Origin of the sequence: Hydrogenophaga sp., from assembly GCF_030373225.1 — a bacterium.
GTDB lineage: Bacteria > Pseudomonadota > Gammaproteobacteria > Burkholderiales > Burkholderiaceae_C > Hydrogenophaga.
Genome location: NZ_JAUCZG010000005.1, coordinates 1 through 22,166, shown reverse-complemented (window position 1 = coordinate 22,166; position 22,166 = coordinate 1). Strand labels below are relative to the sequence as shown.

The window sequence follows — 22,166 nt, the reverse complement described above, 5'->3', positions numbered from 1 at the left end:
GGCGCGGCGGCTCACCAACCGCCTTGTGTGAGCCAGCGGTCCATCTGTTCGAACTTGTCGATGCCCCAGAAAGGCTCGCCGTCGACCAGCACGGTGGGCGAGCCGAACACGCCGGCCGCCAGCGCGGTGTCCACCTCGGCGCGCAGCAGGGCCGCGGCTTCTTCGCCGGCAGCGGCCCGGGCGATGTCATCGCCCAGCACGGCAGCGAGCGACCCGGGCGTGGACAGGTCGAGACCTTCTCCCCAGTGAGCGCGGTAGATGGCGTGCGCCACGTCGGCCGCGCGCTGCGGCTGGTGCCGGTTCACCCAGGCCATGGCGCGCGCGCAGGCCAGCGGGTTCATCACCGGGTCGGCGGGGTGGCGTTGCATGGGCACGCCGTGCTCGCGCGCGTAGCGCAACACATCGCGCTCGGTGTACGGGCCCTTGAGCGGTGTCTCCAGCAAGGGCTTGAGACCCATCACCTTCAGCACCGACACGCCCAGCAGCATGGGGTGCCATTCCACCGTGCGCCCGTGCCGTGCCGCGAGGTCTTCGATGCGCAGCGAGGCGAAGTAGCCGAAGGGCGAGATGAAGTCGAAGTGGAACTTCAGCGCGGCCTTCAAGCAGAACCCCAGACCTCGTTCGCGGTTTCCACCACCAGCGCCAGTTTCCTGCGCTGGTCTTCCATCGCGATGTTGTTGCCGTGCACGGTGCTGGAGAAGCCGCACTGCGGCGAAAGGCACATCTGGTCGAGCGGGGCGTACTTCGCCGCCTCTTCGATGCGGCGCTTGAGAGCGTCCTTGGTCTCCAGCTGGCCGAACTTGGTGGTCACCAGGCCCAGCACCACGATCTTGTCCTTGGAGAGGAAGCGCAACGGACGGAAGTCGCCCGAGCGCTCGTCGTCGTATTCGAGGAAGAAGGCGTCGAGCTTCATCTCGGACAGCAGGGCTTCGGCCACCGGCTCGTAGTTGCCGGCCGCGGCGTGCGTGCTCTTGAAATTGCCGCGGCACAGGTGCATGGCCAGCGTCATGCCGGCCGGTTTGTGGTCCACCACCTTGTTGATGAACTGTGCGTAGCGGTGCGGCAGTTCGTTCGGGTCGTCGCCGCGGCTGCGGGCGGCTTCGCGCATGCGCTCGTCGCACAGGTAGGCCATGTTGGTGTCGTCCATCTGCACATAGGTGCAGCCGGCATCGGCCAGGCTTTGCAGCTCTTCGCCGTAGGCCTTGGCCACGTCGTCGTAGAAGACCGGGTCGAGCTCGGGGTAGGCGGTCTTGCTGATGCCGGCGCGTCCGCCGCGAAAGTGCAGCATGGTCGGCGAGGGAATGGTCACCTTCGGCGTGAGGCCGGGGCGGCCCAGCGCTTCGACCTGCGCCTTGAGGTACTGGAAGTCGGCCAGCTGGATGTTTTTCGTGTGGCGCACCTTGTCGATCACCCGGATCACCGGCGGGGCCAGTTCTTCGGTGCCGTCGGGCTTGACGATGGTGACCGGTATGTCGGTCTTCACGCCGCCGAGCTGCTCGAGAAAGTCGATGTGGAAATAGGTGCGGCGGAATTCGCCGTCGGTGATCGACTGCAGGCCCACGTCGGCCTGGAACTTCACGATCTCGGTGATGGCGCGGTCCTCCACCAGACGCAGCTGTTCGGCACTGATGCTTTTCTGGTTGAAGAACTGGTCACGCGCTTCAAGCAGATAGCCCGGGCGCAGAAAGCTGCCGACGTGGTCGGCGCGAAAGGGCGGGTGGCTGCGTGCTGTCATGGGTCGTCCTCGTTGTTGTGGGTGGTGTGAGCGACTTTACCGCCATTGAGGCCGACCTGATTGAATACATGAATCGACAAAAACCCTCAAAAAACTGAAAAAGTCTTGGCATTTTTCCTACTTCTGTATACATTGCGTATCCATGAAAAACGACAAAGCCGCCTTTCCGCTGAACGCCTGGTACGCCGCCGCCTACGACGTCGAGGTCGGGCGCAGCCTGCTCGCGCGCACCATCTGCCAGCAGAAACTGGTGCTCTACCGCCAGACCACCGGCGTGGCCGCCGCGCTGGAGGACGCCTGCTGGCACCGGCTGCTGCCCTTGTCCATGGGTCGCATCGAGGGCGACGAGGTGGTGTGCGGCTACCACGGCCTGGTCTACAACGCGGAAGGCCGCTGCACCCACATGCCGAGCCAGGAAACGCTCAATCCCTCGGCCTGTGTGCGTTCGTACCCGGTGGTGGAGAAGCACCGTTTTGTCTGGGTCTGGCCCGGCGACCCGGCGCTGGCCGACCCGGCGCTGGTGCCCGACCTGCACTGGAACGACGACCCCGACTGGACCGGCGACGGCAAGATGATCCGCGTGCAGTGCGACTACCGCCTGGTGGTGGACAACCTGATGGACCTGACCCACGAGACCTTCGTGCACGGCAGCAGCATCGGCAACCGCGCGGTGGCCGAGGCGCCGTTCGTGGCCACGCACGGCGAGCGTTTTGCCACCGTCACGCGCTGGATGGACAACATCGAGGCGCCACCCTTCTGGGCCGGCCAGATCCAGGACGCGCGCGGCTACCGGGGCCCGGTGGACCGCTGGCAGATCGTGCGCTTCGAGGCGCCGTGCACCGTGGCCATCGACGTGGGCGTGGCGCCCGCCGGCAGCGGTGCCCTGCCGCAGGACGGCGGCGACCGCAGCCAGGGCGTCAACGGTTATGTGCTCAACACCATCACCCCCGAGACCGATGGCACCTGCCTGTATTTCTGGGCCTTTGCGCGCAACTACTCGCTGGGCGAACAGCGACTCACCCACCAGCTGCGCGAGGGTGTTGCCACCATCTTCCGTGAAGACGAACAGGTGCTCGAAGCCCAGCAGAAGGCCATCGACGAGCACCCCGACCACAAGTTCTACAACCTCAACATCGATGCCGGCGCCATGTGGGCGCGCCGCCTGATCGATCGCATGGTGGAGAAGGAAGCTCCCCCGCCGCGCGCCGCGCGACCCGCCCCGGGGGGCGATTCGGTGGTCACCCTGCATCCGCGCCGGGTGGGTTGATGGGCGCTTCCATGACCACCGAAGCCCCTCTCGAAAGCGCCCAGGTCCGCGCACTGCTTCAAATGCGTGAACTCATCCTCTCCGGCGAACTGCCGGGTGGCTCGCGCATTGCCGAGCTCGCCATCGTGGAGCGCCTCGGGGTGTCCCGCACGCCGATTCGCGCCGCCTTGATGCGGCTGGAACAGGAAGGTCTGCTGCAGGCGCTGCCCAACGGCGGCTATGTGGTGCAGACGTTCTCCGAGCGCGACATTGCCGACGCCATCGAACTGCGCGGCACCCTGGAAGGCTTGCTGGCCAGGCTGGCCGCCGAGCGTGGCGCACCCGGTGTGGTGCTGGCCGAGGCCAAACAGTGCCTCGACCGCATCGACGCCGTGCTCGCCGCGTCTGCGCTGAACGAAGAAGGCTTTGCCGCCTATGTGGCGCTCAACAGCCAGTTCCACACCCTCGTGCATGAACTGGCCGACAGCCCGACCATTGCGCGTCAGCTCGAGCGCGTGGCCAGTTTGCCGTTTGCCTCGCCCTCGGGCTTTGTGGTGATGCAGGCCCATTCGCCGCAGGCGCGCGACATGCTCGTGGTGGCACAAGACCAGCATCGCCAGGTGCTCGACGCCATCGAGCGCCGCGAGGGCGCACGGGCCGAAGCCATCATGCGCGAGCACTCGCGGCTGGCGCAGCGCAACCTGCGCGAGGTGCTGGCCGGGCACGCGCTGGGGCGCACACCGGCCTCCATGCCCGCCCTCAAACTCATCCGTCGACGCTGAAAGTGATGCACCCCCGCCGCGCTTTGCGCGACCCCCTCAAGGGGGCGGCGCCTGCGGCCCGGCAGAGCCGGTTCCGCGGCACCTCTGGGCTGGGGATCCTCGCCTGATCCGAAGCAATACATCCCACCACGGTTGGTCAATCATGAAAAGTCATCTGAACTGGCAGAGCGCTCGCATTGCGGCCCTGCGCGACGTCACCCCCACGGTGCGCGAATTCATCATCACCCCGGCCCATGGCTGCGCCGAGCGCTGGGCGCCGGGTGCCCACCTGCAGGTGCAGGTCGGCGTTGCCGGGCGCTTGCAGATCCGTTCGTACTCGCTGGTCGGCCTGCCCGAGGACGCAGCGGGCTACCGCATCGCCGTGAAGCATCTGCCCGACGGGCACGGCGGTTCACGCGCCATGTGGCAACTCGCGGTGGGCGACAGCATCGAGGTCAACGCGCCGCAAAACCACTTTCCACTGGCCTGGCTGGCGCCGGCCACGCTGCTGGTGGCGGGGGGCATCGGCATCACGCCCATGGTGTCGATGGCGCAGGCACTGGTCAAACGGGGCTTGCCGGTGAAGCTGCTGTATTCGGCACGTTCGCGCGCCGAGCTGGCGTATGCCGACCTGCTGCGCGAGTGCCTGGGCGATGGTCTGGTCACCTGCGCCTCCGACGAGGGTGAAGCGCTCGACCTGGGTCGCGCGATCGACGCTTTGCCGGCCTGCGCCCAACTGTACGTGTGTGGCCCGGCGGGGCTGCTCGATGCCGTGCGCCAGCGCTGGCTGGAAGCCGGCCGGCCTGAGCCCGGCCTACGTTTCGAGACCTTCGGCAGCGGTGGCCAGTTGCCGCCGGCCGGTTTTGACGTGGCCGTGCCGCGCCATCACGCGCAACTGCATGTGGCGCCCGATCAGGCGCTGATCGAGGTGCTGGAGGCCGCCGGCATCGAGGTGATGAACGACTGCCGCCGGGGCGAATGTGGCCTGTGCGCGCTGGACGTGCTGGCGCTCGACGGCGAGATCGACCACCGTGATGTGTTCCTGAGCGCGCAGGAGAAGCGGGAGAACCGGCGCATCTGCGCCTGTGTGTCGCGTGTGGTGGGTCGCATCACGCTCGACACGGCCTGGCGGGACGAGGTCGTTTCATAAAATAACGGCATAACTGAAAGTCTCTTCCCACACTGGCGTTAACACCGTGGCCCATGCACAGTGCGGGTGTTCGAATGCAAAGGCGATCCGGGGCAGGCACTTTTCCCGTCACCCGGGCTCAACCATCCTCAAAACCGGAGACAAACCATGACCTTGCTGAAACGCCGCACCACGCTGCTGGCCCTGGGAGCGATTGCCGCTGCCACCATGGCCGGCTCGGCCCTGGCCCAGACCGTCACCTTGCGGCTGCACCAGATGCTGCCGCCACAGGCCACCATTCCCGCCAAGGCCCTGGTTCCCTGGGCCCAGAAGGTCGAAGCCGACTCGGGCGGCCGCATCAAGGTGCAGCTGTTTCACGCCATGCAGCTCGGCGGCGCGCCACCGCAGCTGTTCGACCAGGCCCGGGACGGCATCGTCGACCTGACCTGGACGGTGCTGGGTTACACCCCGGGCCGCTTCAGCAAGACCGAGGTGTTCGAACTGCCGTTCATGAGCGGCTCGGCCGAGCAGTCCTCCCGCGCGATCCAGGAGTACGTCGAGAAATACGCGGCCGATGAATTCAAGGACGTGAAGCTGATCGCCGTGCACACCCACGGACCCGGCCTGTTTCACACCAAAACGCCGGTGACCGGGCTGGAGAGCCTGCGCGGCATGAAGGTGCGGGGCGGCTCGCGCGTGATCAACAACATGTTGACCAAGCTCGGCGCCACCCCGGTGGGCATGCCGGTGCCGGCCGTCACGGAAGCCTTGTCCAAAGGTGTGATCGACGGCACCACCATCCCGTGGGAAGTGACGCCCGCGCTGAAGGTGAGCGAACTGGTGAAGAACCACACCACCTTTGCCGGCAAGGAAGGCCTGTACACGCAGACCTTCGCGTTCTCGATGAACAAGGCCGCCTACGAGAAGCTGCCGGCCGACCTCAAGGCGGTGATCGACAAGAATGCCGGCATCGAGACGGCGGCGATGTTCGGCCGCGCCATGGACGATGGCGACAAGGCCGGGCGCGCGATCGCGGAGAAGGCGGGCAACAACATCGTCGCCCTCGACCTGGCCGAGACGCAGCGCTGGAGGCGCACGGCAGCAACGGTCGAGACCGACTGGATCAACGAGATGAAGGGCAAGAACATCGATGGCGCCAAACTGGCGGCCGAGGCCCGCGCGCTGATCGCGAAACACTCGAAGTAAAGCGGACCGCGCAACAGGCCGTCCTCATCCGGGGACGGCCTTTTTGCTGCACGAGGCCCCTCGGGGGCCGTGGATGTTGGCGGACAATGCCGGCTTGGTTTCTCCCTTCCGTTCCTGAAAGTGCACCGCATGATTGGTTTCATCTACCGGCTGGCCAACTGGCTGGCCATCGCCGGAGGGCTGGTGCTCACGGCGCTCACGCTCATGATCGTCCTGAGCGTGTCGGGCCGGGCGCTGATCGACGTCGGCCTGGGACCTGTGCCGGGAGACTTCGAGCTGGTGGAGATCGGCACCGGCATCGCCGTGTTCTTTTTCCTTCCCTGGTGTTACCTCAAGGGCGGTCACGCCACGGTCGACCTGCTCTACATGCACATGCCGGCCTGGGCGCAGCGCGCCGTGGTGGCGATCAGCGATGTGCTCATGCTCGCCGTGTGGCTGGTGCTGACCTGGAAACTCTGGGAAGGCATGCTGGAGAAACGCGAATACATGGAGACCACCTTCATCCTGGCGATGCCGATGTGGTGGGCCTACGCGGTCTGCCTGGTGGGTGCCGTCATCGGCTGCCTGTGTTACGCCGCCAAGACGCTCACCCAGCTCGGCCTGGCCAAAGAGCCGGCCGGCCGGACGGTCGACGCCAATGCCGGCCATTGAGATGAACCTGCCCATGACCCACCCCATGTCCCCCCTGCTGACCGGGAGCCCCGCATGACCGGTATCGAACTCGCGGCCTGGTCGTTCCCGGTTCTGCTGCTGCTGATCTTCATCCGCGTGCCCATCGGCCTGTCCATGCTGCTCTGCGGCCTGGGCGGCGCCTGGGTCATCTACGGCAGCTCGGTGCCGATCTTCAACCAGCTCAAGCAGGTGACGTACAGCACCTTCTCGAACTATTCGCTGTCCGTCATTCCGCTGTTTTTGCTCATGGGCCAGTTCGCCGCGCTGGGGGGCCTGTCGCAGGCGCTGTTCAAGGCGGCCGAGGCCTGGATCGGCCACCGCAAGGGCGGTGTGGCCATGGCCGCGGTCGGCGCGTGTGCCGGCTTCGGCGCCATCTGCGGCTCGTCGCTGGCCACCGCCGCCACCATGGGCCAGGTGGCCCTGCCCGAGCTCAAGCGGGCGGGTTATGCCGGCGGCATCTCCACCGCCACGCTGGCCGCCGGTGGCACGCTGGGCATCCTGATTCCGCCGTCGGTGGTGCTGGTGATCTACGCCATCCTGACCGAGCAGAACATCGCCAAGCTGTTCCTCGCGGCGTTCGTGCCGGGCATCCTGGCTGCGCTGGGCTACATGACCGTGATCGCGATCTACGCCCGCGTGAAGCCGCAGGACGTGGGCTCCATGCCGCCCATGCCGATGAAGGAGCGCTGGGCCGCCACCGCCAAGGTGTGGCCGGTGATGCTGATCTTCGTGGCGGTGGTCGGCGGCATCTACAGCGGCCTGTTCACGCCCACCGAAGGCGCGGCCATCGGCGCCTTCGGCACCGGCCTGGCGGCCTGGATGGGCGGTGGGCTGAACCGCCGCACGCTGCTGGGCGCGATCCTGGGCACCGCGGTGGCCACCGGCATGATCTTCATGATCGTGCTCGGGGCCGGCGTCTACAACACCTTCCTGGCGCTGTCGCAGCTGCCGCAGGAAACCGCGCAGCTGGTGGCGGCGTCGGGCTTCAACCCCTGGCTGGTGCTGGTGGCGATCCTGGTGCTGTATGTGATCCTGGGTTGCTTCATGGACTCGTTGTCCATGATCCTGCTCACCATCCCGGTGTTCTTCCCCATCGTCACCGTGCTCGACTTCGGCCTCACACCCGAGGAGTTCGCCATCTGGTTCGGCATCCTGGTGCTGATCGTGGTGGAGGTCGGACTGATCACGCCTCCGGTGGGCATGAACCTGTTTGTCATCAATTCGATGGCCAGGGACACGCCCATCACCCAGACCTACCGTGCGGTCATGCCCTTTGTGGCCAGCGACCTGATCCGCACCGCCATCCTGGTGGCGTTCCCGGGCATCACGCTCTTCGTGTTGCGGCTCTGACCAGCCGGGTCGGGCTGCCAGCGGCAAAACACCTGAGGAGTCAGGAGCATGAACATTCAGCGCGTCGGCATCGTGGGTTATGGCGAGGTGGGCCGCATCTTCGCGGCGGGCCTGAAGCAGGCCGGGGTGGAGTGGGTGGGTGTGTGGGACCTGAAGTTCGACGAGCCGGCCCGGCGCGGCGAGCTGCGGGCCCTGGCCAGCGCACAGGGCGTGCAGGCCTGCACCAGCGCCGCGGACCTGTGCGCACAGGCCACCCTGGTGATCTCCGCGGTCACCGCGTCGAACACGCTGGCGGTGGCCTTCGAGGCCACGGCCGACCTTCAGCCCGGCGCCTTTTTCCTCGACCTCAATTCCGCCTCGCCCGGCACCAAGCAGGACGCCGCCTCGCTGGTCGACACGGCGGGAGGGCGGTATGTGGAGGCGGGCGTGATGACCTCGGTACCGCCCCACGGCCTGCACGTTCCCATGCTGCTCGGCGGCGCGCATGCCGGCGAACTGGCCGGGCAGCTGCGGGCCTGGGGCATGGACGTGCGGGTGGTCAGCGAGCAGATCGGCGTGGCCTCGGCCACCAAGATGTGCCGCAGCGTGATGATCAAGGGGCTGGAGGCGCTGGTGCTGGAGAGCTACGCCACGGCCCGGCATTACGGCGTCGAGGACGCCATGATCGCCACGCTGCAGGAAACCTTTCCCGGCATCGACTGGCAGCAGCAGGGCAGCTACTTTTTCAGCCGGGTCGCGCAGCACGGACAGCGCCGCGCCGAGGAAATGCAGGAGGCTGCCCAGACGGTGCGCGAGGCCGGCTTCGAGCCGGTCATGGCCAGTGCCATTGCCGGGAAGCACGGCTGGATGGCCGCGAAGGCCCGCGCCGGTGTGTTCGCAGAACTGCCCGAGCCGGCCGACTGGCAGGCCTTCGCCGACCGGCTGCGCACGCCTGGCCCACCACGGACCTGAGGCTTCAGCGCGCGTCGAGCGCGTCCAGCGTCTGGCGGATCAGTGCCAGCGTCGTCTGTTGCGTGAGGGTGGCTGGTCGCTGCGAGCTGGTTGCCAGGCACAGCCGTGTTTTCAGCGCGGGCGTGACCGGGCGCATGCGGTAGGCCGACGGCCGGACCGAGCTGGCCACGGCGTTGCGCGAGAGCAGGGCGGCGCCCGCGCCATCGGCCACCAGATCCAGGATGGCCGAGACACCGTCGATCTCGAGTGCCACCGTGGGCCGGCAGCCGATGTTGGCCATTTCGGTCTCGACCTGCATGCGGATCGCGTTCGGCCGGCTCGGAATCACCAGCGGCATGGTGGCGACCTCGCGCAGGCCGATGGCACCCTTTGGTTCCTCACCCAGGCCTTGCGGGCTAGGCTCCACCAGCAGCAGCTCTTCGTCGCGCAGCGGGTGGATCTCGATCTCGGCGGCGGTCTGCGCGTTGTAGAGCACGGCGATGTCCAGCCGCCCGGTGGTCAGCCACTCCTGCATGGTGACCGAGAGGCCCTCGCTGATCGACAGGCTGGCTTCGGGCAACTGCTGGCGGAACGCGCGGGTCAGCGGCACGGTGAGCACCCGGGCCAGGCTGGGCGGCAGGCCGATGGCCACGCGCCCGGCGAGCGCACCCCGCACCCGTCCGAGCTCCTCACGCGCGCGCTCGACCTGGTGCAGGATGCCGCGGCCGTGCGCCAGCAGCAGGCGTCCGGCTTCGGTGGGCGTGGCCCCGCGGCCGTTGCGGATCAGCAGGGTCTGGCGCAGCTCCACTTCGAGCAGGCGCACCTGACGCGACAAGGCGGGCTGGGCCACGCCGAGCGCCATCGAGGCGCGGGTGAAGCTGCCGAGTTCGGCCACGCGCACGAAGTATTCGAGTTGCTTGAGATCCATGGAGCGGCCTGGCGGGCAAAAGGGTGACACAGGACCCGATCATAGATATGTGGTTTCGTTCTAGCTGCTAGCCGGTCATGTGACTTTGCTGCCGGGGATGCGCGGTCCACAATCCAGCCTCACTCCTCACAGCCCATGCTTGATTCCGCCGCCACCCGCCCTGTCACTGCCCGCCTCAAGGGTGTTTCCTCGATGGCCACGCGCCAGGTGCTGGCCGAGCTGGTGGCCAGCTTCGAGGCGGCCGGCGGCGCGCCGGTGTCGATCGAATCGGTGGGCGGCGTGGACGCTGCGAAACGCGTGCAGGCCGGTGAAGCCTTCGACCTGGTGATCCTGGCCTCGGATGCCATCGACAAGCTGATCGCCAGTGGCCACCTGCGGCCCGGCAGCCGGGTCGACCTGATGCGCTCGGGCGTGGCGGTGGCGGTGCGCGAAGGTGCGCCGGTGCCCGACCTGTCCACCGAAGACGCGGTGCGCCGCGCGGTGCTGGCTGCGCGCAGCCTGAGTTGCTCCACCGGGCCCAGCGGCGTGGCGCTGGGACGGCTGTTCGAGCGCTGGGGCGTGGCGCAGGAGATCCAGGGTCGCACGGTGCAGGCACCGCCTGGCGTGCCGGTGGCTTCGCTGGTGGCGCGCGGCGAGGTCGAGCTGGGCTTTCAGCAGGCGAGCGAACTGCTGGGCGTGGCCGGCATCACCATCGCCGGGCCCCTGCCACCGGCGATCCAGATCGTCACCACGTTCTCGGCCGGTGTGCCCGCGCACACCCGCTGCCCGGATGCGGTGCAGGCGCTGCTGGCCCACCTGAAGGCGCCCGCGGCCGATGCGGCCAAGCGCCGGCAAGGCATGGAGCCTGCGTGAGCCCCTTCAACCCACCAACAGAAAGCCACACCACACCATGAGCCTCGTCATCGATTGCCACGGTCACTACACCACCGCGCCCAAGGCGCTGGAGACCTGGCGCAACGCGCAGATCGCCGGCATCCAGGACCCGGCGCTCATGCCCGCGGCGGCCGACCTGAAGATCGGCGACGACGAGTTGCGCGAGTCGATCCAGACCAACCAGCTCAGACTGATGAAGGAGCGCGGCAGCGACATCACGCTGTTCAGCCCGCGCGCCAGCTTCATGGCGCACCACATCGGCGATTTCAAGGTGTCGAGCACCTGGGCTGCGATCTGCAACGAGCTGTGCTTTCGCGTGAGCGAGCTGTTCCCCGACCATTTCGTGCCGGTGGCCATGCTCCCCCAGAGCCCCGGTGTGGACCCGAAGACCTGCATTGCCGAGCTGGAGAAGTGCGTCAATGAATACGGCGCGGTCGGCATCAACCTCAACCCCGACCCGTCCGGCGGGCACTGGACCAGCCCGCCGCTGACCGACCGCCACTGGTACCCGATCTACGAGAAGATGGTCGAGCACGACCTGCCGGCCATGATCCATGTGAGCACCAGCTGCAACGCCTGCTTCCACACCACCGGCGCGCACTACCTCAACGCCGACACCACCGCGTTCATGCAGTGCGTGCAGGGCGACCTGTTCAAGGATTTCCCGACCCTGAAGTTCCTGATTCCGCACGGCGGCGGCGCGGTGCCCTACCACTGGGGCCGCTTCCGGGGCCTGGCGCAGGAGATGAAAAAGCCGCTGCTCGACGAGCACGTGATGAACAACATCTTCTTCGACACCTGCGTGTACCACCAGCCCGGCATCGACCTGCTCAACACCGTGATCCCGGTGAAGAACGTGCTGTTCGCCAGCGAGATGATCGGCGCGGTGCGCGGCATCGACCCGACCACGGGCCATTACTACGACGACACCCGGCGCTACATCGAAGCGTCGACGATCCTGAGCGCCCAGGACAAGCACCAGATCTACGAGGGCAATGTGCGGCGGGTGTTTTCACGGCTTGATGCGCGCCTGAAGGCGAAGGGGATCTGACATGTACGAACTGGGCGTCGTTTACCGCAACATCCAGCGCGCCGACCGAGCGGCCGCCGACGGCCTGGCCGCGCTCGGCTCGGCCACGGTGCACGAGGCCATGGGCCGCGTGGGACTGCTCAAGCCGTACATGCGGCCCATCTACCCGGGCTGCCAGGTCAGTGGCACGGCGGTCACCGTGCTGCTGCAGCCCGGTGACAACTGGATGATGCATGTGGCGGCCGAGCAGATACAGCCGGGCGACATCGTGGTGGCCACCGTCACCGCCGAGTGCACCGACGGATTCTTCGGCGATCTGCTGGCCACCTCTTTCCAGGCGCGTGGTGCGCGTGCGCTGGTGATCGACGGCGGCGTGCGCGACGTGAAGGAACTGCAGCGCATGGGTTTTCCGGTGTGGAGCAAGGCCATCAGCAGCAAGGGCACGATCAAGGCCACGCTGGGCTCGGTGAACATTCCGATCGTGTGTGCCGGCATGCTGGTGACGCCGGGTGATGTGATCGTGGCCGACGACGACGGTGTGGTGTGTGTGCCTGCGGCGCGTGCGGTGACCACGCTGGAGGCGGCGCAGCACCGGGAGAGTTTCGAGGGTGAGAAGCGGGCGAAGCTGGCCAGTGGCGTGCTCGGGCTGGACATGTACAAGATGCGCGAGCCGCTGGAGAAGGCGGGTTTGCGCTATATCGATTGAAATCGGAACACCCCCGCCGCGCTGCGCGCGACCCCCTCGAGGGGGCAACACCTGCGGCCCGGCAAAGCCGGTTCCGCGGTGTTCTGGACGGGCTCACTTCATGCCAAGGAATTTGCAGATGACCAAAGCGACAACCGGTGACTTCACCAAGACCGTGGGATGGCTGGACTGGTTCGAGGGTCCTTCCAAACCGCGCCTGCAGCTGCCCGCCGGCGCGGTGGATGCGCACTGCCACGTGTTCGGCCCGGGTGCGCAATTCCCCTATGCACCCGAGCGCAAGTACACCCCGTGCGACGCCGGCAAGGCGCAGTTGTTCGCGCTGCGTGACCACCTCGGCTTTGCGCGCAACGTGGTGGTGCAGGCCACCTGCCACGGTGCCGACAACCGCGCGCTGGTCGATGCGCTGGTGCACAGCGAGGGCAGGGCGCGCGGCGTGGCCACGGTCAGGCGCAGCGTCACCGACGACGAGTTGCAGGCCCTGCACGCTGCGGGCGTGCGCGGGGTGCGCTTCAATTTCGTCAAGCGCCTGGTCGACTTCACGCCCAAGGACGAGCTGATGGAGATCGCCGCGCGCATCCAGCGGCTGGGCTGGCACGTGGTGATCTACTTCGAGGCGATCGACCTGCCCGAGTTGTGGGACTTCTTCACGGCCCTGCCCACCACCGTGGTCGTGGACCACATGGGCCGCCCCGATGTGGGCAAGCCGGTGGATGGCCCCGAGTTCGAACTCTTCCTCAAATTCATGCGCCAGCACCCCAATGTGTGGAGCAAGGTGAGCTGTCCCGAGCGCTTGAGCCTCACCGGCCCCAGGGCCTTGAACGGCGAGCAGTCGGCCTACCAGGACGTGGTGCCGTTCGCGCGCAAGGTGATCGAAGAATTCCCCGACCGTGTGCTGTGGGGCACCGACTGGCCGCACCCCAACCTGAAGGACCACATGCCCGACGATGGCCTGCTGGTCGATTTCATTGCACAGATCGCGCCCGCGGCACAGGCGCAGAAGAAGCTGCTTGTGGACAACCCCATGCGCCTGTATTGGCCCGAGGAAACAAACCCCGCGGCATGACGTGAACCAACACGCCCGTTCGGGCTGAGCTTGTCGAAGCCCTCACCTGCACCTGGGTGAGCCCGTCGACAGGCTCAGGGCGAACGGGAATGCCACTTCCGAACGGATATCAGGAGAACCCGATGGCTTTGGAAAAACCCTACCTGGACGTGCCCGGCACGACCATCTTCGACGCCGAACAGAGCCGCAAGGGCTACTGGCTCAACCAGTTCTGCATGAGCCTGATGAAGGCCGACAACCGCGAACGGTTCAAGAAGGACGAGCGCGCCTACCTCGACGAATGGGCCATGACGCAAGAGCAGAAAGAGGCGGTGCTCGCGCGCGACCTCAACTGGTGCATCCGCCTGGGCGGCAACATCTACTTCCTGGCCAAGATCGGCGCCACCGACGGCAAGAGCTTCCAGCAGATGGCCGGCTCGATGACCGGCATGACCGAGGCGGAGTACCGCGACATGATGATCGGCGGCGGCCGTTCGGTGGAAGGCAACCGTGTGGTCGGCGAAGACGGCACGGCACAGGCGCACCGCCAGCCACAAGGCTCGGCCAACCGGAAAGTGAACTGACATGGCACGCATCACCGCATCGGTCTACACCTCTCACGTGCCCGCCATCGGCGCGGCCATCGACCTCGGCAAGACCCACGAGCCGTACTGGCAGCCGGTGTTCCAGGGCTACGAATTCGGAAAACAATGGCTGAAGGACAACACGCCCGACGTGATCTTTCTGGTCTACAACGACCACGCCACGGCCTTCAGCCTGGACATGATCCCGACCTTTGCCATCGGCACCGCCGCCGAGTACCAGCCCGCCGACGAAGGCTGGGGCCCGCGCCCGGTGCCCAAGGTCATCGGCCACCCGGAGCTCTCGGCGCACATCGCGCAGTCGGTGATCCAGCAGGACTTCGACCTCACCATCGTCAACAAGATGGACGTGGACCACGGCCTGACCGTGCCGCTGTCCTTGATGTGCGGCCAGCCCCAGGCCTGGCCCTGCCCGGTGATTCCGTTCGCGGTCAACGTGGTGCAGTACCCGGTGCCCAGCGGGCAGCGTTGTTTCAACCTCGGCAAGGCGATTGCGAAGGCGGTGGCCAGTTTCGACCAGGACCTCAAGGTGCAGATCTGGGGCACGGGTGGCATGAGCCACCAGCTGCAGGGTCCGCGCGCCGGCCTGATCAACAAGGACTTCGACAACGACTTCCTCGACAAGCTGATCAACGATCCCGAAGCCGCGGCCAGCATTCCGCACATTCACTATGTGCGTGAAGCCGGCAGCGAAGGCATCGAACTCGTGATGTGGCTGATCGCGCGCGGCGCCATGAGTGACGCAGCCGGTGGCCCGAAGCCCAGGGCGGTGCGCCGCTTCTACCATGTGCCCGCGAGCAACACGGCCGTGGGGCACCTGATCCTCGAAAACACCTGAACCCCCGTTCGGGCCGAGCCAACCACCCCGTTCGGGCTGAGCCTGTCGAAGCCCTCGTACCATCGGGTCGAGAGGATTTCAGCAGGCTCGGCCCGAACAGCATTGACAGGAGAAACCCCATGACAAAAACCATCAAAGTCGCCCTCGCCGGCGCTGGTGCCTTCGGCATCAAGCACCTCGACGGCATCCGGAACATCGACGGTGTCGAAGTGGTCTCGCTGATCAGCCGCGATCTGGAGAAGACGAAGGAAGTGGCCACGAAGTACGGCATCGCCCACGTCACCACCGACCTGGCCGAGAGCCTGGCGCTCAAGGAGCTCGACGCCGTCATCCTGTGCACGCCCACGCAGATGCACGCCGACCAGACCCTGGCCTGCCTGCAGGCCGGCAAACACGTGCAGGTGGAGATTCCGCTGGCCGACAGCCTGGCGGGCGCGCAGGCCGTGGTGGCGATGCAGAAGCAGACCGGGCTGGTGGCCATGTGCGGTCACACCCGCCGCTTCAACCCCAGCCACCAGTACGTGCACAACGAGATCTCGGCCGGGCGGTTCAACATCCAGCAGATGGATGTGCAGACCTACTTTTTCCGCCGCACCAACACCAACGCACTGGGCCAGGCGCGCAGCTGGACCGACCACCTGCTGTGGCACCACGCCGCGCACACGGTGGACCTGTTTGCCTACCAGTGCGGCAGCCCGATCGTGCAGGCCAACGCCATCCAGGGCCCGATCCACCCCGCGCTGGGCATCGCCATGGACATGAGCATCCAGCTCAAGGCCGCCAACGGCGCCATCTGCACGCTCAGCCTGAGCTTCAACAACGACGGCCCGCTGGGCACCTACTTCCGCTACATCGGCGACACCGCGACCTACCTCGCGCGTTACGACGACCTTTTCACCGGCAAGGAAGAAAAGATCGACGTCTCCAAGGTGGCGGTGAGCATGAACGGCATTGAACTTCAGGACCGCGAATTCTTCGCGGCGATCAAGGAGGGCCGTGAGCCCAATTCGAGTGTGGCGAGGGTGTTCGCCTGCTACGAGGTGTTGCACCAGCTGGAACAGCAGCTGAACGCGAACGGCTGAACCCCATGCAACAACGTCAACTCGGGCCCTTCAAAGTCTCGGCCCTTGGCCTGGGCTGCATGAACATCTGCCACGCCTATGGCGCGCCTGTTACGCCCGACGACGCCGAGCGTTTGCTGCAGAGTGCCCTGGACCAGGGCGTCACGCATTTCGACACCGCAGCGCTCTACGGCTTCGGCGAGAGCGAGACGCTGATCGGCAAGGCCTTGTCGAAGCGCCGCAGCGAGTTCACGCTGGCCAGCAAGTGCGGCATGCAGGGCGTGGACCTGGCCGGTGACGGCAAGTTGGTGCGCGTGATCGACGGCCGGCCCCGGACGCTGCGCGCCACCTGCGAAGCCGCGCTCAAGCGCCTGAAGACCGATGTGATCGATCTCTATTACCTGCACCGCTGGGACAAGCAGGTGCCGATCGAGGACAGCGTTGGCGCCTTGAGCGATCTGGTGCGCGCCGGCAAGATTCAAACGATCGGCTTGAGCGAGGTGTCGGCCACCACCCTGCGCCGCGCACACGCGGTGCACCCCATCACCGCGCTGCAGACCGAGTACTCGCTGTGGACGCGCAACCCCGAGATCGCGGTGCTGAAGGCCTGCCGCGAGCTCGGCGTGGCCTTGGTTGCCTTCAGCCCGGTGGCGCGCGGATTCCTTTGTGGCGAGATCGATGTGGGCGCGATGGACGCCAAGGACATCCGCCGCACCATGCCGCGCTTTGCGCCCGACAATTACGCTGCCAACCTCAAGCTGCTCGCGCCCTACCAGGCCATCGCACGCGAGGTGGCTTGCACACCGGCGCAGCTGGCCATCGCCTGGCTGCTGCACCAGGGGCCGGACATCCTGCCCATCCCCGGCACGGCCAACCTGGCTCACCTGCGCGAGAACAACGGGGCCGATGCGGTCGCGCTCGGCGCCGATGTGCTCGCGCGCCTGGATGCCCTGATCAACACCGGCACGGTGCGAGGCGACCGGTACAACGAACAGGCGAACCGGGAGGTCGATACCGAGCGCCTTTGAGCGGCAAGTGGATTCTTTCGTCTGTGTTTCGGGTCAGCATCCCCGCCTCTGACGTTTTGAGGTGGTGACATGTGGAAGGAATTGCTGCTCCTGCATCTGGCGGCGGTATTGCTTTGGAAAACGCCCGGCGTACCCAGCTGGCTCCAGTTCCTGGGCTTTGTGGTTTGTGTGTCGCTGTCGCTGTATTTCGCCTGGATCCTGGCGTACGCGTGGACCTTGATTCGACCCTGAGGGGCTTGAAAAAAAGCGAAACAAAACGAAACCGCGGCGAGACGACGGATTGAGGGGGGGCGGGCACCATCACGGTCATGTTCAACCCCTCCTCAACAAGGAAACCGTCATGAAGCCCTGGATCAAACGCACCCTCATCGCCCTGACCGGCATCACCATCGCCGTGGGTGGCCTCACCGCCTGCGGCACGCGCGGCCAGCACGAGCACGGCCCCATGAGCGCCGAGCGCATGACCGAGATGCGCGGCAAGCTCATGGAGCGCGTGACGAAGAAGCTCGACCTCACCGCCGAGCAGCAACAGAAACTCGGCGTGCTGGCCGACAAGCTGCAGGCCCAGCGCACCGCCTTCATGGGCCAGACCACCGACCCGCGCGCCGAGGTCCGGCAGCTGGTGGCGGGTGAAAAGTTCGACCGCGCCCGTGCCCTGAGCCTGCTCGACGAAAAAACCCGCGTGGTGCAGGTGAGCAGCCCCGAGGTGATCAATGCGCTGGCCGATTTCTACGACAGCCTCAACCCGACCCAGCAGGCCGAGGTGCGCGAGATGATGCAGAAGCGCAAGGGCTGGTTCTCGCGCGGCTGAACCGCTTGAGCGGCATGTCGCCACAACTGTTGCCCATCGCCCGGCGGCTGCGGGACCATGGTCCCGCGCTGCTGGCCGGTGTGGACGACCCGCACGACGAACTGCTGGCCCTGGTGTGGGGGCCGCGCTTCGACCGCGAACACGCGCTTGGCCTGTGGGCCAGCCTGTCGCGCCGACAACCCCAGGAGGCACTGCTCACGCTGCCGGCCATCCTGTCGGTGGCTGACCGCTTCGACGGTCTGGACGCCCGGGCCCAGCAGCGGCTGCGCCAGCTGATCCTGCGTCACAGAGCCTTGCGCGATGGGCCTGCGGCCACCTCAGTGTGAGAATGCCGCATGCACCGTGTATTGCTGATTGACGACGACGAACAGCTCGGGCCACCGCTGAAAACCTACTTTCAACGGTTCGAACTCGAACTCACCCAGGCGCTCAAGCCCAGCGAAGGGCTTGCGCGCCTGCGCAGCGGCGTGTTCGAGGCCGCCATCCTCGACGTGATGCTGCCCGAGATGGACGGCTTCGAACTCTGCCGCACCATCCGCAAGGAAAGCGACATCCCCATCGTCATGCTCACCGCTCGTGGCGACGTGATGGACCGTGTGGTGGGCCTGGAGCTGGGCGCCGACGCCTATTTGCCCAAACCTTTCGAGCCGCGCGAACTCGTGGCCCACATCCAGACCCTGCTGCGCCGTCGCCATGGCCACAACGGCCCGGTCAACGGTGCACCGGCACCCGACGTGCTGGCCTTCGAAGGTCTCACGATCGACCCTGCGCGGCGCAGCGTGCTGCGCCAGGGTGAGGTGGTGGAGCTCACCGGCACCGAGTTCGACCTGCTGCACCTGCTGGCCCGCGACAGCGGACGCGTGTTCAGCCGCGACGACATCCTGAACCAGCTGCGCGGCCACGAAGCCGAGCTCTACACCCGCGCGGTGGACATCGTGGTGAGCCGCCTGCGCAAGAAGCTCGAGCCGCTGGACTGCATCAAGACGCTGCGCAACGCCGGCTATTCGCTCGCGCTGCGCCGCCTCGGACCGACCACGCCATGAGCTGGCTGCGCCGCCTGCGCCACTCCATCAAGCTGCGCCTGCTGGCGGTGTTCCTGCTGCTGGCCCTGTCGGTCGCCTTCATCTTCATCGGCGGCGCACAAAAGGCGTTCTCGCTGGGCTGGCGCGATGCCGCGCGCCCGCTGCTCATGGACTACGTGAGCCGGCTGGCCGACGATGTGGCCCCGACCGGCACGCCCGAGGTGGCGCGCGCGCAGGCCATCGTGGCGCGCCTGCCGGTGATCACCATCGACATCAGCGGCCCCCGGGTGAACTGGCGTTCGCACGCAGAAGCCGATGGCCCGCGCGGACCGCGCCAGCGCCAGCGCGACGACAACCGCCACGACTGGGGCGACGACCGGGACTGGGACCCACTGCTGCAACGAACCAGTGCCGACGGCCACACCATCGGCTTCGGCCTGAACGACACCGCCTTCGAGCGCCGTCCCCGCTTCCTGGGGCTGGCCCTGGCCGCCCTGCTGCTCATGACGGGACTGGCCGGTTGGTATGTGCACCGGCTGCTGCGCCCGCTCGACGACATCCGCGCGGGCGCCATGCGCTTCGGTGCGGGCGAATTCGGTCAGCCCATCACCTTGCCTGCGTCGCGCCGCCACGACGAGCTCGGCGAGCTGGCCACCACCATCAACACCATGGGCCACGACATCCACCAGATGCTCGAAGCCCAGCGCGCGCTGCTGCTGGCCATCAGCCATGAACTGCGCAGCCCGCTCACCCGCGCGCGGCTCAACACCGAGCTGCTGCCCGACAGCGCTGAGCTTGCGCCGCAGCGCGAAGCCCTGCTGCGCGACCTGGCCGAGATGGCCCGGCTCATCAGCGACCTGCTGGAGAGCGAACGCCTGGCGGGCCGACACGCCGCGCTGCACCGCGAACCCACCGACGCGGGCGCGCTGGCGCAAGAAGTCATCGACGAACTCGCCACCTCCCAGCCGTCGGCACAGCAGATCCGCCTGCACGCCGCACCCCACCTGCCGCTGCCGCCGCTGGACCGCATCCGCGTGAAGCTGCTGCTGCGCAACCTGCTGGGCAACGCCCTGCGCCACAGCGCCGAGGCGCCGTTGCCGGTGGAACTGCACATCCGCCGCCATGGCGAAGCCGGGCAGGGCATCGAACTGGAAGTGCGCGACCACGGCCCCGGCGTGCCCGAGGACCAGCTGCCCCACCTGGCACAGGCCTTCTTCCGCCCCGATACCGCCCGCACCCGCAACGCCGGCGGCGTCGGTCTGGGCCTCTACCTCTGCCGGCTGGTGGCGCAGGCCCACGGCGGCACGTTTGCGGTGCGCAATGCCAAGCCGGGGCTGGCGGTGACGGTGACGCTGCCGCCCGGGTGAGGGCCGCGCTGGCAGGCCCCGACTTGATGCGCATCAGGGCGCGCCGGGTGGTTTGGTGACATGCTGGGTACATGAACACGCACAAGCCACCAGGCTTCACCACCGCACCCACCCGATTCCTGTTCTTCACCGGCAAGGGCGGGGTGGGCAAGACCTCACTGTCCACCGCCACCGCCATCGCCCTGGCCGACGCGGGCCAGCGCGTGCTGCTGGTCAGCACCGACGCCGCGTCCAACCTCGATGACATGCTGGGCATCACCCTGTCGAACCAGCCGGTGGATGTGCCCGGCGTGCCCGGCCTGTCGGTGATCAACATCGACCCCGACGCCGCTGCCGAGGCCTACCGCCTGCGGGTGCTGGCGCAGCTCGGTGCCAATGCCTCGCAGGCAGAACGCCACACGGTGCGCGAACAGCTCTCGGGTGCCTGCACCACCGAGATCGCGGCCTTCGACGAGTTCGCCGCGCTGCTGGCGAACGAAGGCGATGCCCATGCCGATACCGGGCAGCGGTACGACCATGTGGTGTTCGACACCGCGCCCACCGGCCACACCCTGCGCCTGCTCAGCCTGCCCAAGGCCTGGAGCGGCTTCCTGGCCGACAACGACCGCGGTGCCTCGTGCCTGGGCCCGCACTCCGGCCTGAAGATGCAGGAAGCGCGCTTCAACGCCGCGCTGAAAGCCCTGAGCGACCCGGCCCTGACCACCGTGGTGCTGGTCACACGGCCCGACCCGCGCCCCATGCAGGAAGCCGCGCGCACCGCCGACGAGCTGCGCAGCCTGGGCCTGGCCAACCAGCGCCTGGCCATCAACGGGGTGTTCCACGCCACCGACCCGGGCGACCCGATTGCCCACGCCATCGAGGCCATGGGCATGGACGCCATGGCCACCATGCCCGCCGCGCTGGCACAGCTGCCGCGCGACGAGGTGCCGCTGCGCGCCTTCGACACCGTCGGCCTGCCGGCGCTGCGCGCGCTGCTGGGTGGCCCCGTTCGCCCCGAGCCCCACCCCGTTCGCCCTGAGCCTGTCGAAGGGCCCACCCACCCCGTTCACCCTGAGCCTGTCGAAGGGCCGGCAAGGTTTCGACAAGCTCAACCCGAACGGACTTCCGCATTGCCCGCCGAACCCCTGAGCCGCATGGCCGACGAACTCGCCGCCGTGGGCCACGGCCTGATCATGGTCATGGGCAAGGGCGGCGTCGGCAAGACCACCATCGCTGCTGCGCTGGCCGTGGGGCTGGTGCAGCGCGGGCACAGCGTGCACCTCACCACCACCGACCCGGCCGCGCACGTGGCCGACACCCTGAACGGCAGCCTGGAAGGCCTGAAGGTCGGGCGCATCGACCCCAAGGCCGAGACCGAGGCCTACATCGCCAAGATCATGGCCAGCAAAGGCCGTGACCTCGACGAACAAGGCCGCGCCCTGCTGCTGGAAGACCTGCAGTCCCCCTGCACCGAAGAAGTGGCCGTGTTCCACGCCTTCAGCCGCGTGGTCAACACCGCGCGCAGCGCCTTTGTGGTGCTCGACACCGCACCCACCGGCCACAGCCTGCTGCTGATGGACGCCACCGGCGCCTACCACCGCCAGATGACGCAGCAATACGAAACCAGGGCCGACGGCAGCGCAGCCAGCGGCCTGCACATCGTCACACCGCTCATGCGCCTGCAGGACGCCAGCCTCACCCGCGTGGTCATCGTGACCCTGCCCGAAACCACCCCCGTGACCCAGGCCGCCGCCCTGCAGGACGACCTGCGCCGCGCCCACATCGAACCCTGGGCCTAGTGTCCTGTCCCGTAAATAACTGGCATTAGTCTTGCATGCCAGTGCGGTATC

Annotated in this window: 24 protein-coding genes; 21 read left to right on the top strand and 3 right to left on the bottom strand. The window is 67.3% G+C overall.

Annotated features, from left to right (window positions below; translation table 11 throughout):
* Positions 1 to 11: 11 nt before the first annotated feature.
* Positions 12 to 602 carry a 2-hydroxychromene-2-carboxylate isomerase gene (locus QUV35_RS04270; protein ID WP_300871105.1) on the bottom strand — a complete coding sequence of 197 codons (591 nt, stop codon included), beginning with the start codon at positions 600 to 602 and terminating at the stop codon, positions 12 to 14.
* Positions 599 to 1,735, bottom strand: a complete 1,137-nt coding sequence (locus QUV35_RS04265) for a 5-methyltetrahydropteroyltriglutamate--homocysteine S-methyltransferase (RefSeq protein WP_300871103.1) — start codon at positions 1,733 to 1,735, stop codon at positions 599 to 601. The genes QUV35_RS04270 and QUV35_RS04265 overlap by 4 nt, the downstream gene beginning before the upstream one ends.
* 142 nt (positions 1,736 to 1,877) lie before the next feature.
* Here QUV35_RS04265 and QUV35_RS04260 point away from each other — a divergent pair, with 142 nt between their 5' ends.
* The 7 genes from QUV35_RS04260 (at position 1,878) to QUV35_RS04230 (ending at position 9,050) form a co-directional block, all read left to right on the top strand.
* A complete protein-coding gene (locus tag QUV35_RS04260) occupies positions 1,878 to 3,002 on the top strand; it encodes an aromatic ring-hydroxylating dioxygenase subunit alpha (protein WP_300871102.1) in 1,125 nt (374 codons plus the stop codon).
* Between the two features lie 11 nt (positions 3,003 to 3,013).
* A complete protein-coding gene (locus QUV35_RS04255) occupies positions 3,014 to 3,763 on the top strand; it encodes a GntR family transcriptional regulator (RefSeq protein WP_300871101.1) in 750 nt (249 codons plus the stop codon).
* A 142-nt stretch (positions 3,764 to 3,905) separates the two neighbouring features.
* A complete protein-coding gene (locus QUV35_RS04250) occupies positions 3,906 to 4,892 on the top strand; it encodes a PDR/VanB family oxidoreductase (protein WP_300871100.1) in 987 nt (328 codons plus the stop codon).
* A gap of 147 nt (positions 4,893 to 5,039) precedes the next feature.
* On the top strand, positions 5,040 to 6,077 hold the full coding sequence (locus QUV35_RS04245; RefSeq protein WP_300871099.1) for a TRAP transporter substrate-binding protein: 1,038 nt from the start codon (positions 5,040 to 5,042) through the stop codon (positions 6,075 to 6,077).
* Between the two features lie 129 nt (positions 6,078 to 6,206).
* The gene (locus tag QUV35_RS04240) at positions 6,207 to 6,728 is read left to right on the top strand and encodes a TRAP transporter small permease (protein WP_300871098.1); all 522 of its coding nucleotides are present in this window, start codon (positions 6,207 to 6,209) and stop codon (positions 6,726 to 6,728) included.
* A 54-nt stretch (positions 6,729 to 6,782) separates the two neighbouring features.
* Positions 6,783 to 8,099 (top strand): TRAP transporter large permease, encoded by a 1,317-nt coding sequence (locus QUV35_RS04235; protein ID WP_300871096.1) that lies wholly within the window; start codon positions 6,783 to 6,785, stop codon positions 8,097 to 8,099.
* 48 nt (positions 8,100 to 8,147) lie between these two features.
* A complete protein-coding gene (locus tag QUV35_RS04230; RefSeq protein WP_300871095.1) occupies positions 8,148 to 9,050 on the top strand; it encodes an NAD(P)-dependent oxidoreductase in 903 nt (300 codons plus the stop codon).
* Between the two features lie 4 nt (positions 9,051 to 9,054).
* On the opposite strand, the gene QUV35_RS04225 is transcribed toward QUV35_RS04230, so the two are convergent.
* The gene (locus tag QUV35_RS04225) at positions 9,055 to 9,957 is read right to left on the bottom strand and encodes a LysR substrate-binding domain-containing protein (RefSeq protein WP_300871094.1); all 903 of its coding nucleotides are present in this window, start codon (positions 9,955 to 9,957) and stop codon (positions 9,055 to 9,057) included.
* 135 nt (positions 9,958 to 10,092) lie between these two features.
* On the opposite strand from QUV35_RS04225, the gene QUV35_RS04220 reads away from it, so the two are divergent.
* From QUV35_RS04220 to QUV35_RS04155, 14 genes are all read left to right on the top strand, one after another.
* Complete coding sequence (locus QUV35_RS04220) at positions 10,093 to 10,809, top strand: molybdate ABC transporter substrate-binding protein (protein WP_300871091.1); 717 nt, start codon at positions 10,093 to 10,095, stop codon at positions 10,807 to 10,809.
* Between the two features lie 37 nt (positions 10,810 to 10,846).
* Positions 10,847 to 11,881 (top strand): amidohydrolase family protein, encoded by a 1,035-nt coding sequence (locus tag QUV35_RS04215; RefSeq protein ID WP_300871089.1) that lies wholly within the window; start codon positions 10,847 to 10,849, stop codon positions 11,879 to 11,881.
* Position 11,882: 1 nt separating this feature from the next.
* A complete protein-coding gene (gene ligK / locus QUV35_RS04210; protein WP_300871088.1) occupies positions 11,883 to 12,566 on the top strand; it encodes a 4-carboxy-4-hydroxy-2-oxoadipate aldolase/oxaloacetate decarboxylase in 684 nt (227 codons plus the stop codon).
* A gap of 118 nt (positions 12,567 to 12,684) precedes the next feature.
* Positions 12,685 to 13,629 (top strand): amidohydrolase family protein, encoded by a 945-nt coding sequence (locus QUV35_RS04205; protein ID WP_300871087.1) that lies wholly within the window; start codon positions 12,685 to 12,687, stop codon positions 13,627 to 13,629.
* Positions 13,630 to 13,751: 122 nt separating this feature from the next.
* Entirely contained in the window at positions 13,752 to 14,192 is a 441-nt protein-coding gene (gene ligA / locus QUV35_RS04200; protein ID WP_300871085.1) for a protocatechuate 4,5-dioxygenase subunit alpha, read from the top strand.
* 1 nt (position 14,193) lies between these two features.
* The gene (locus QUV35_RS04195) at positions 14,194 to 15,048 is read left to right on the top strand and encodes a class III extradiol dioxygenase subunit beta (protein ID WP_300871084.1); all 855 of its coding nucleotides are present in this window, start codon (positions 14,194 to 14,196) and stop codon (positions 15,046 to 15,048) included.
* 119 nt (positions 15,049 to 15,167) lie between these two features.
* Complete coding sequence (locus tag QUV35_RS04190) at positions 15,168 to 16,130, top strand: Gfo/Idh/MocA family oxidoreductase (protein WP_300871083.1); 963 nt, start codon at positions 15,168 to 15,170, stop codon at positions 16,128 to 16,130.
* 5 nt (positions 16,131 to 16,135) lie between these two features.
* A complete protein-coding gene (locus tag QUV35_RS04185) occupies positions 16,136 to 17,137 on the top strand; it encodes an aldo/keto reductase (RefSeq protein ID WP_300871082.1) in 1,002 nt (333 codons plus the stop codon).
* A gap of 69 nt (positions 17,138 to 17,206) precedes the next feature.
* Complete coding sequence (locus tag QUV35_RS04180) at positions 17,207 to 17,368, top strand: hypothetical protein (protein ID WP_300871081.1); 162 nt, start codon at positions 17,207 to 17,209, stop codon at positions 17,366 to 17,368.
* A gap of 109 nt (positions 17,369 to 17,477) precedes the next feature.
* Positions 17,478 to 17,948 (top strand): Spy/CpxP family protein refolding chaperone, encoded by a 471-nt coding sequence (locus QUV35_RS04175; RefSeq protein ID WP_300871080.1) that lies wholly within the window; start codon positions 17,478 to 17,480, stop codon positions 17,946 to 17,948.
* A gap of 14 nt (positions 17,949 to 17,962) precedes the next feature.
* The gene (locus QUV35_RS04170; protein WP_300871079.1) at positions 17,963 to 18,274 is read left to right on the top strand and encodes a hypothetical protein; all 312 of its coding nucleotides are present in this window, start codon (positions 17,963 to 17,965) and stop codon (positions 18,272 to 18,274) included.
* Positions 18,275 to 18,283: 9 nt separating this feature from the next.
* Positions 18,284 to 18,991 carry a response regulator transcription factor gene (locus QUV35_RS04165; RefSeq protein WP_300871078.1) on the top strand — a complete coding sequence of 236 codons (708 nt, stop codon included), beginning with the start codon at positions 18,284 to 18,286 and terminating at the stop codon, positions 18,989 to 18,991.
* The gene (locus tag QUV35_RS04160; protein ID WP_300871077.1) at positions 18,988 to 20,337 is read left to right on the top strand and encodes a HAMP domain-containing sensor histidine kinase; all 1,350 of its coding nucleotides are present in this window, start codon (positions 18,988 to 18,990) and stop codon (positions 20,335 to 20,337) included. Before QUV35_RS04165 ends, QUV35_RS04160 begins: the two co-directional genes overlap by 4 nt.
* Before the next feature lie 71 nt (positions 20,338 to 20,408).
* Complete coding sequence (locus QUV35_RS04155) at positions 20,409 to 22,115, top strand: TRC40/GET3/ArsA family transport-energizing ATPase (RefSeq protein WP_300871076.1); 1,707 nt, start codon at positions 20,409 to 20,411, stop codon at positions 22,113 to 22,115.
* Positions 22,116 to 22,166: the final 51 nt, after the last annotated feature.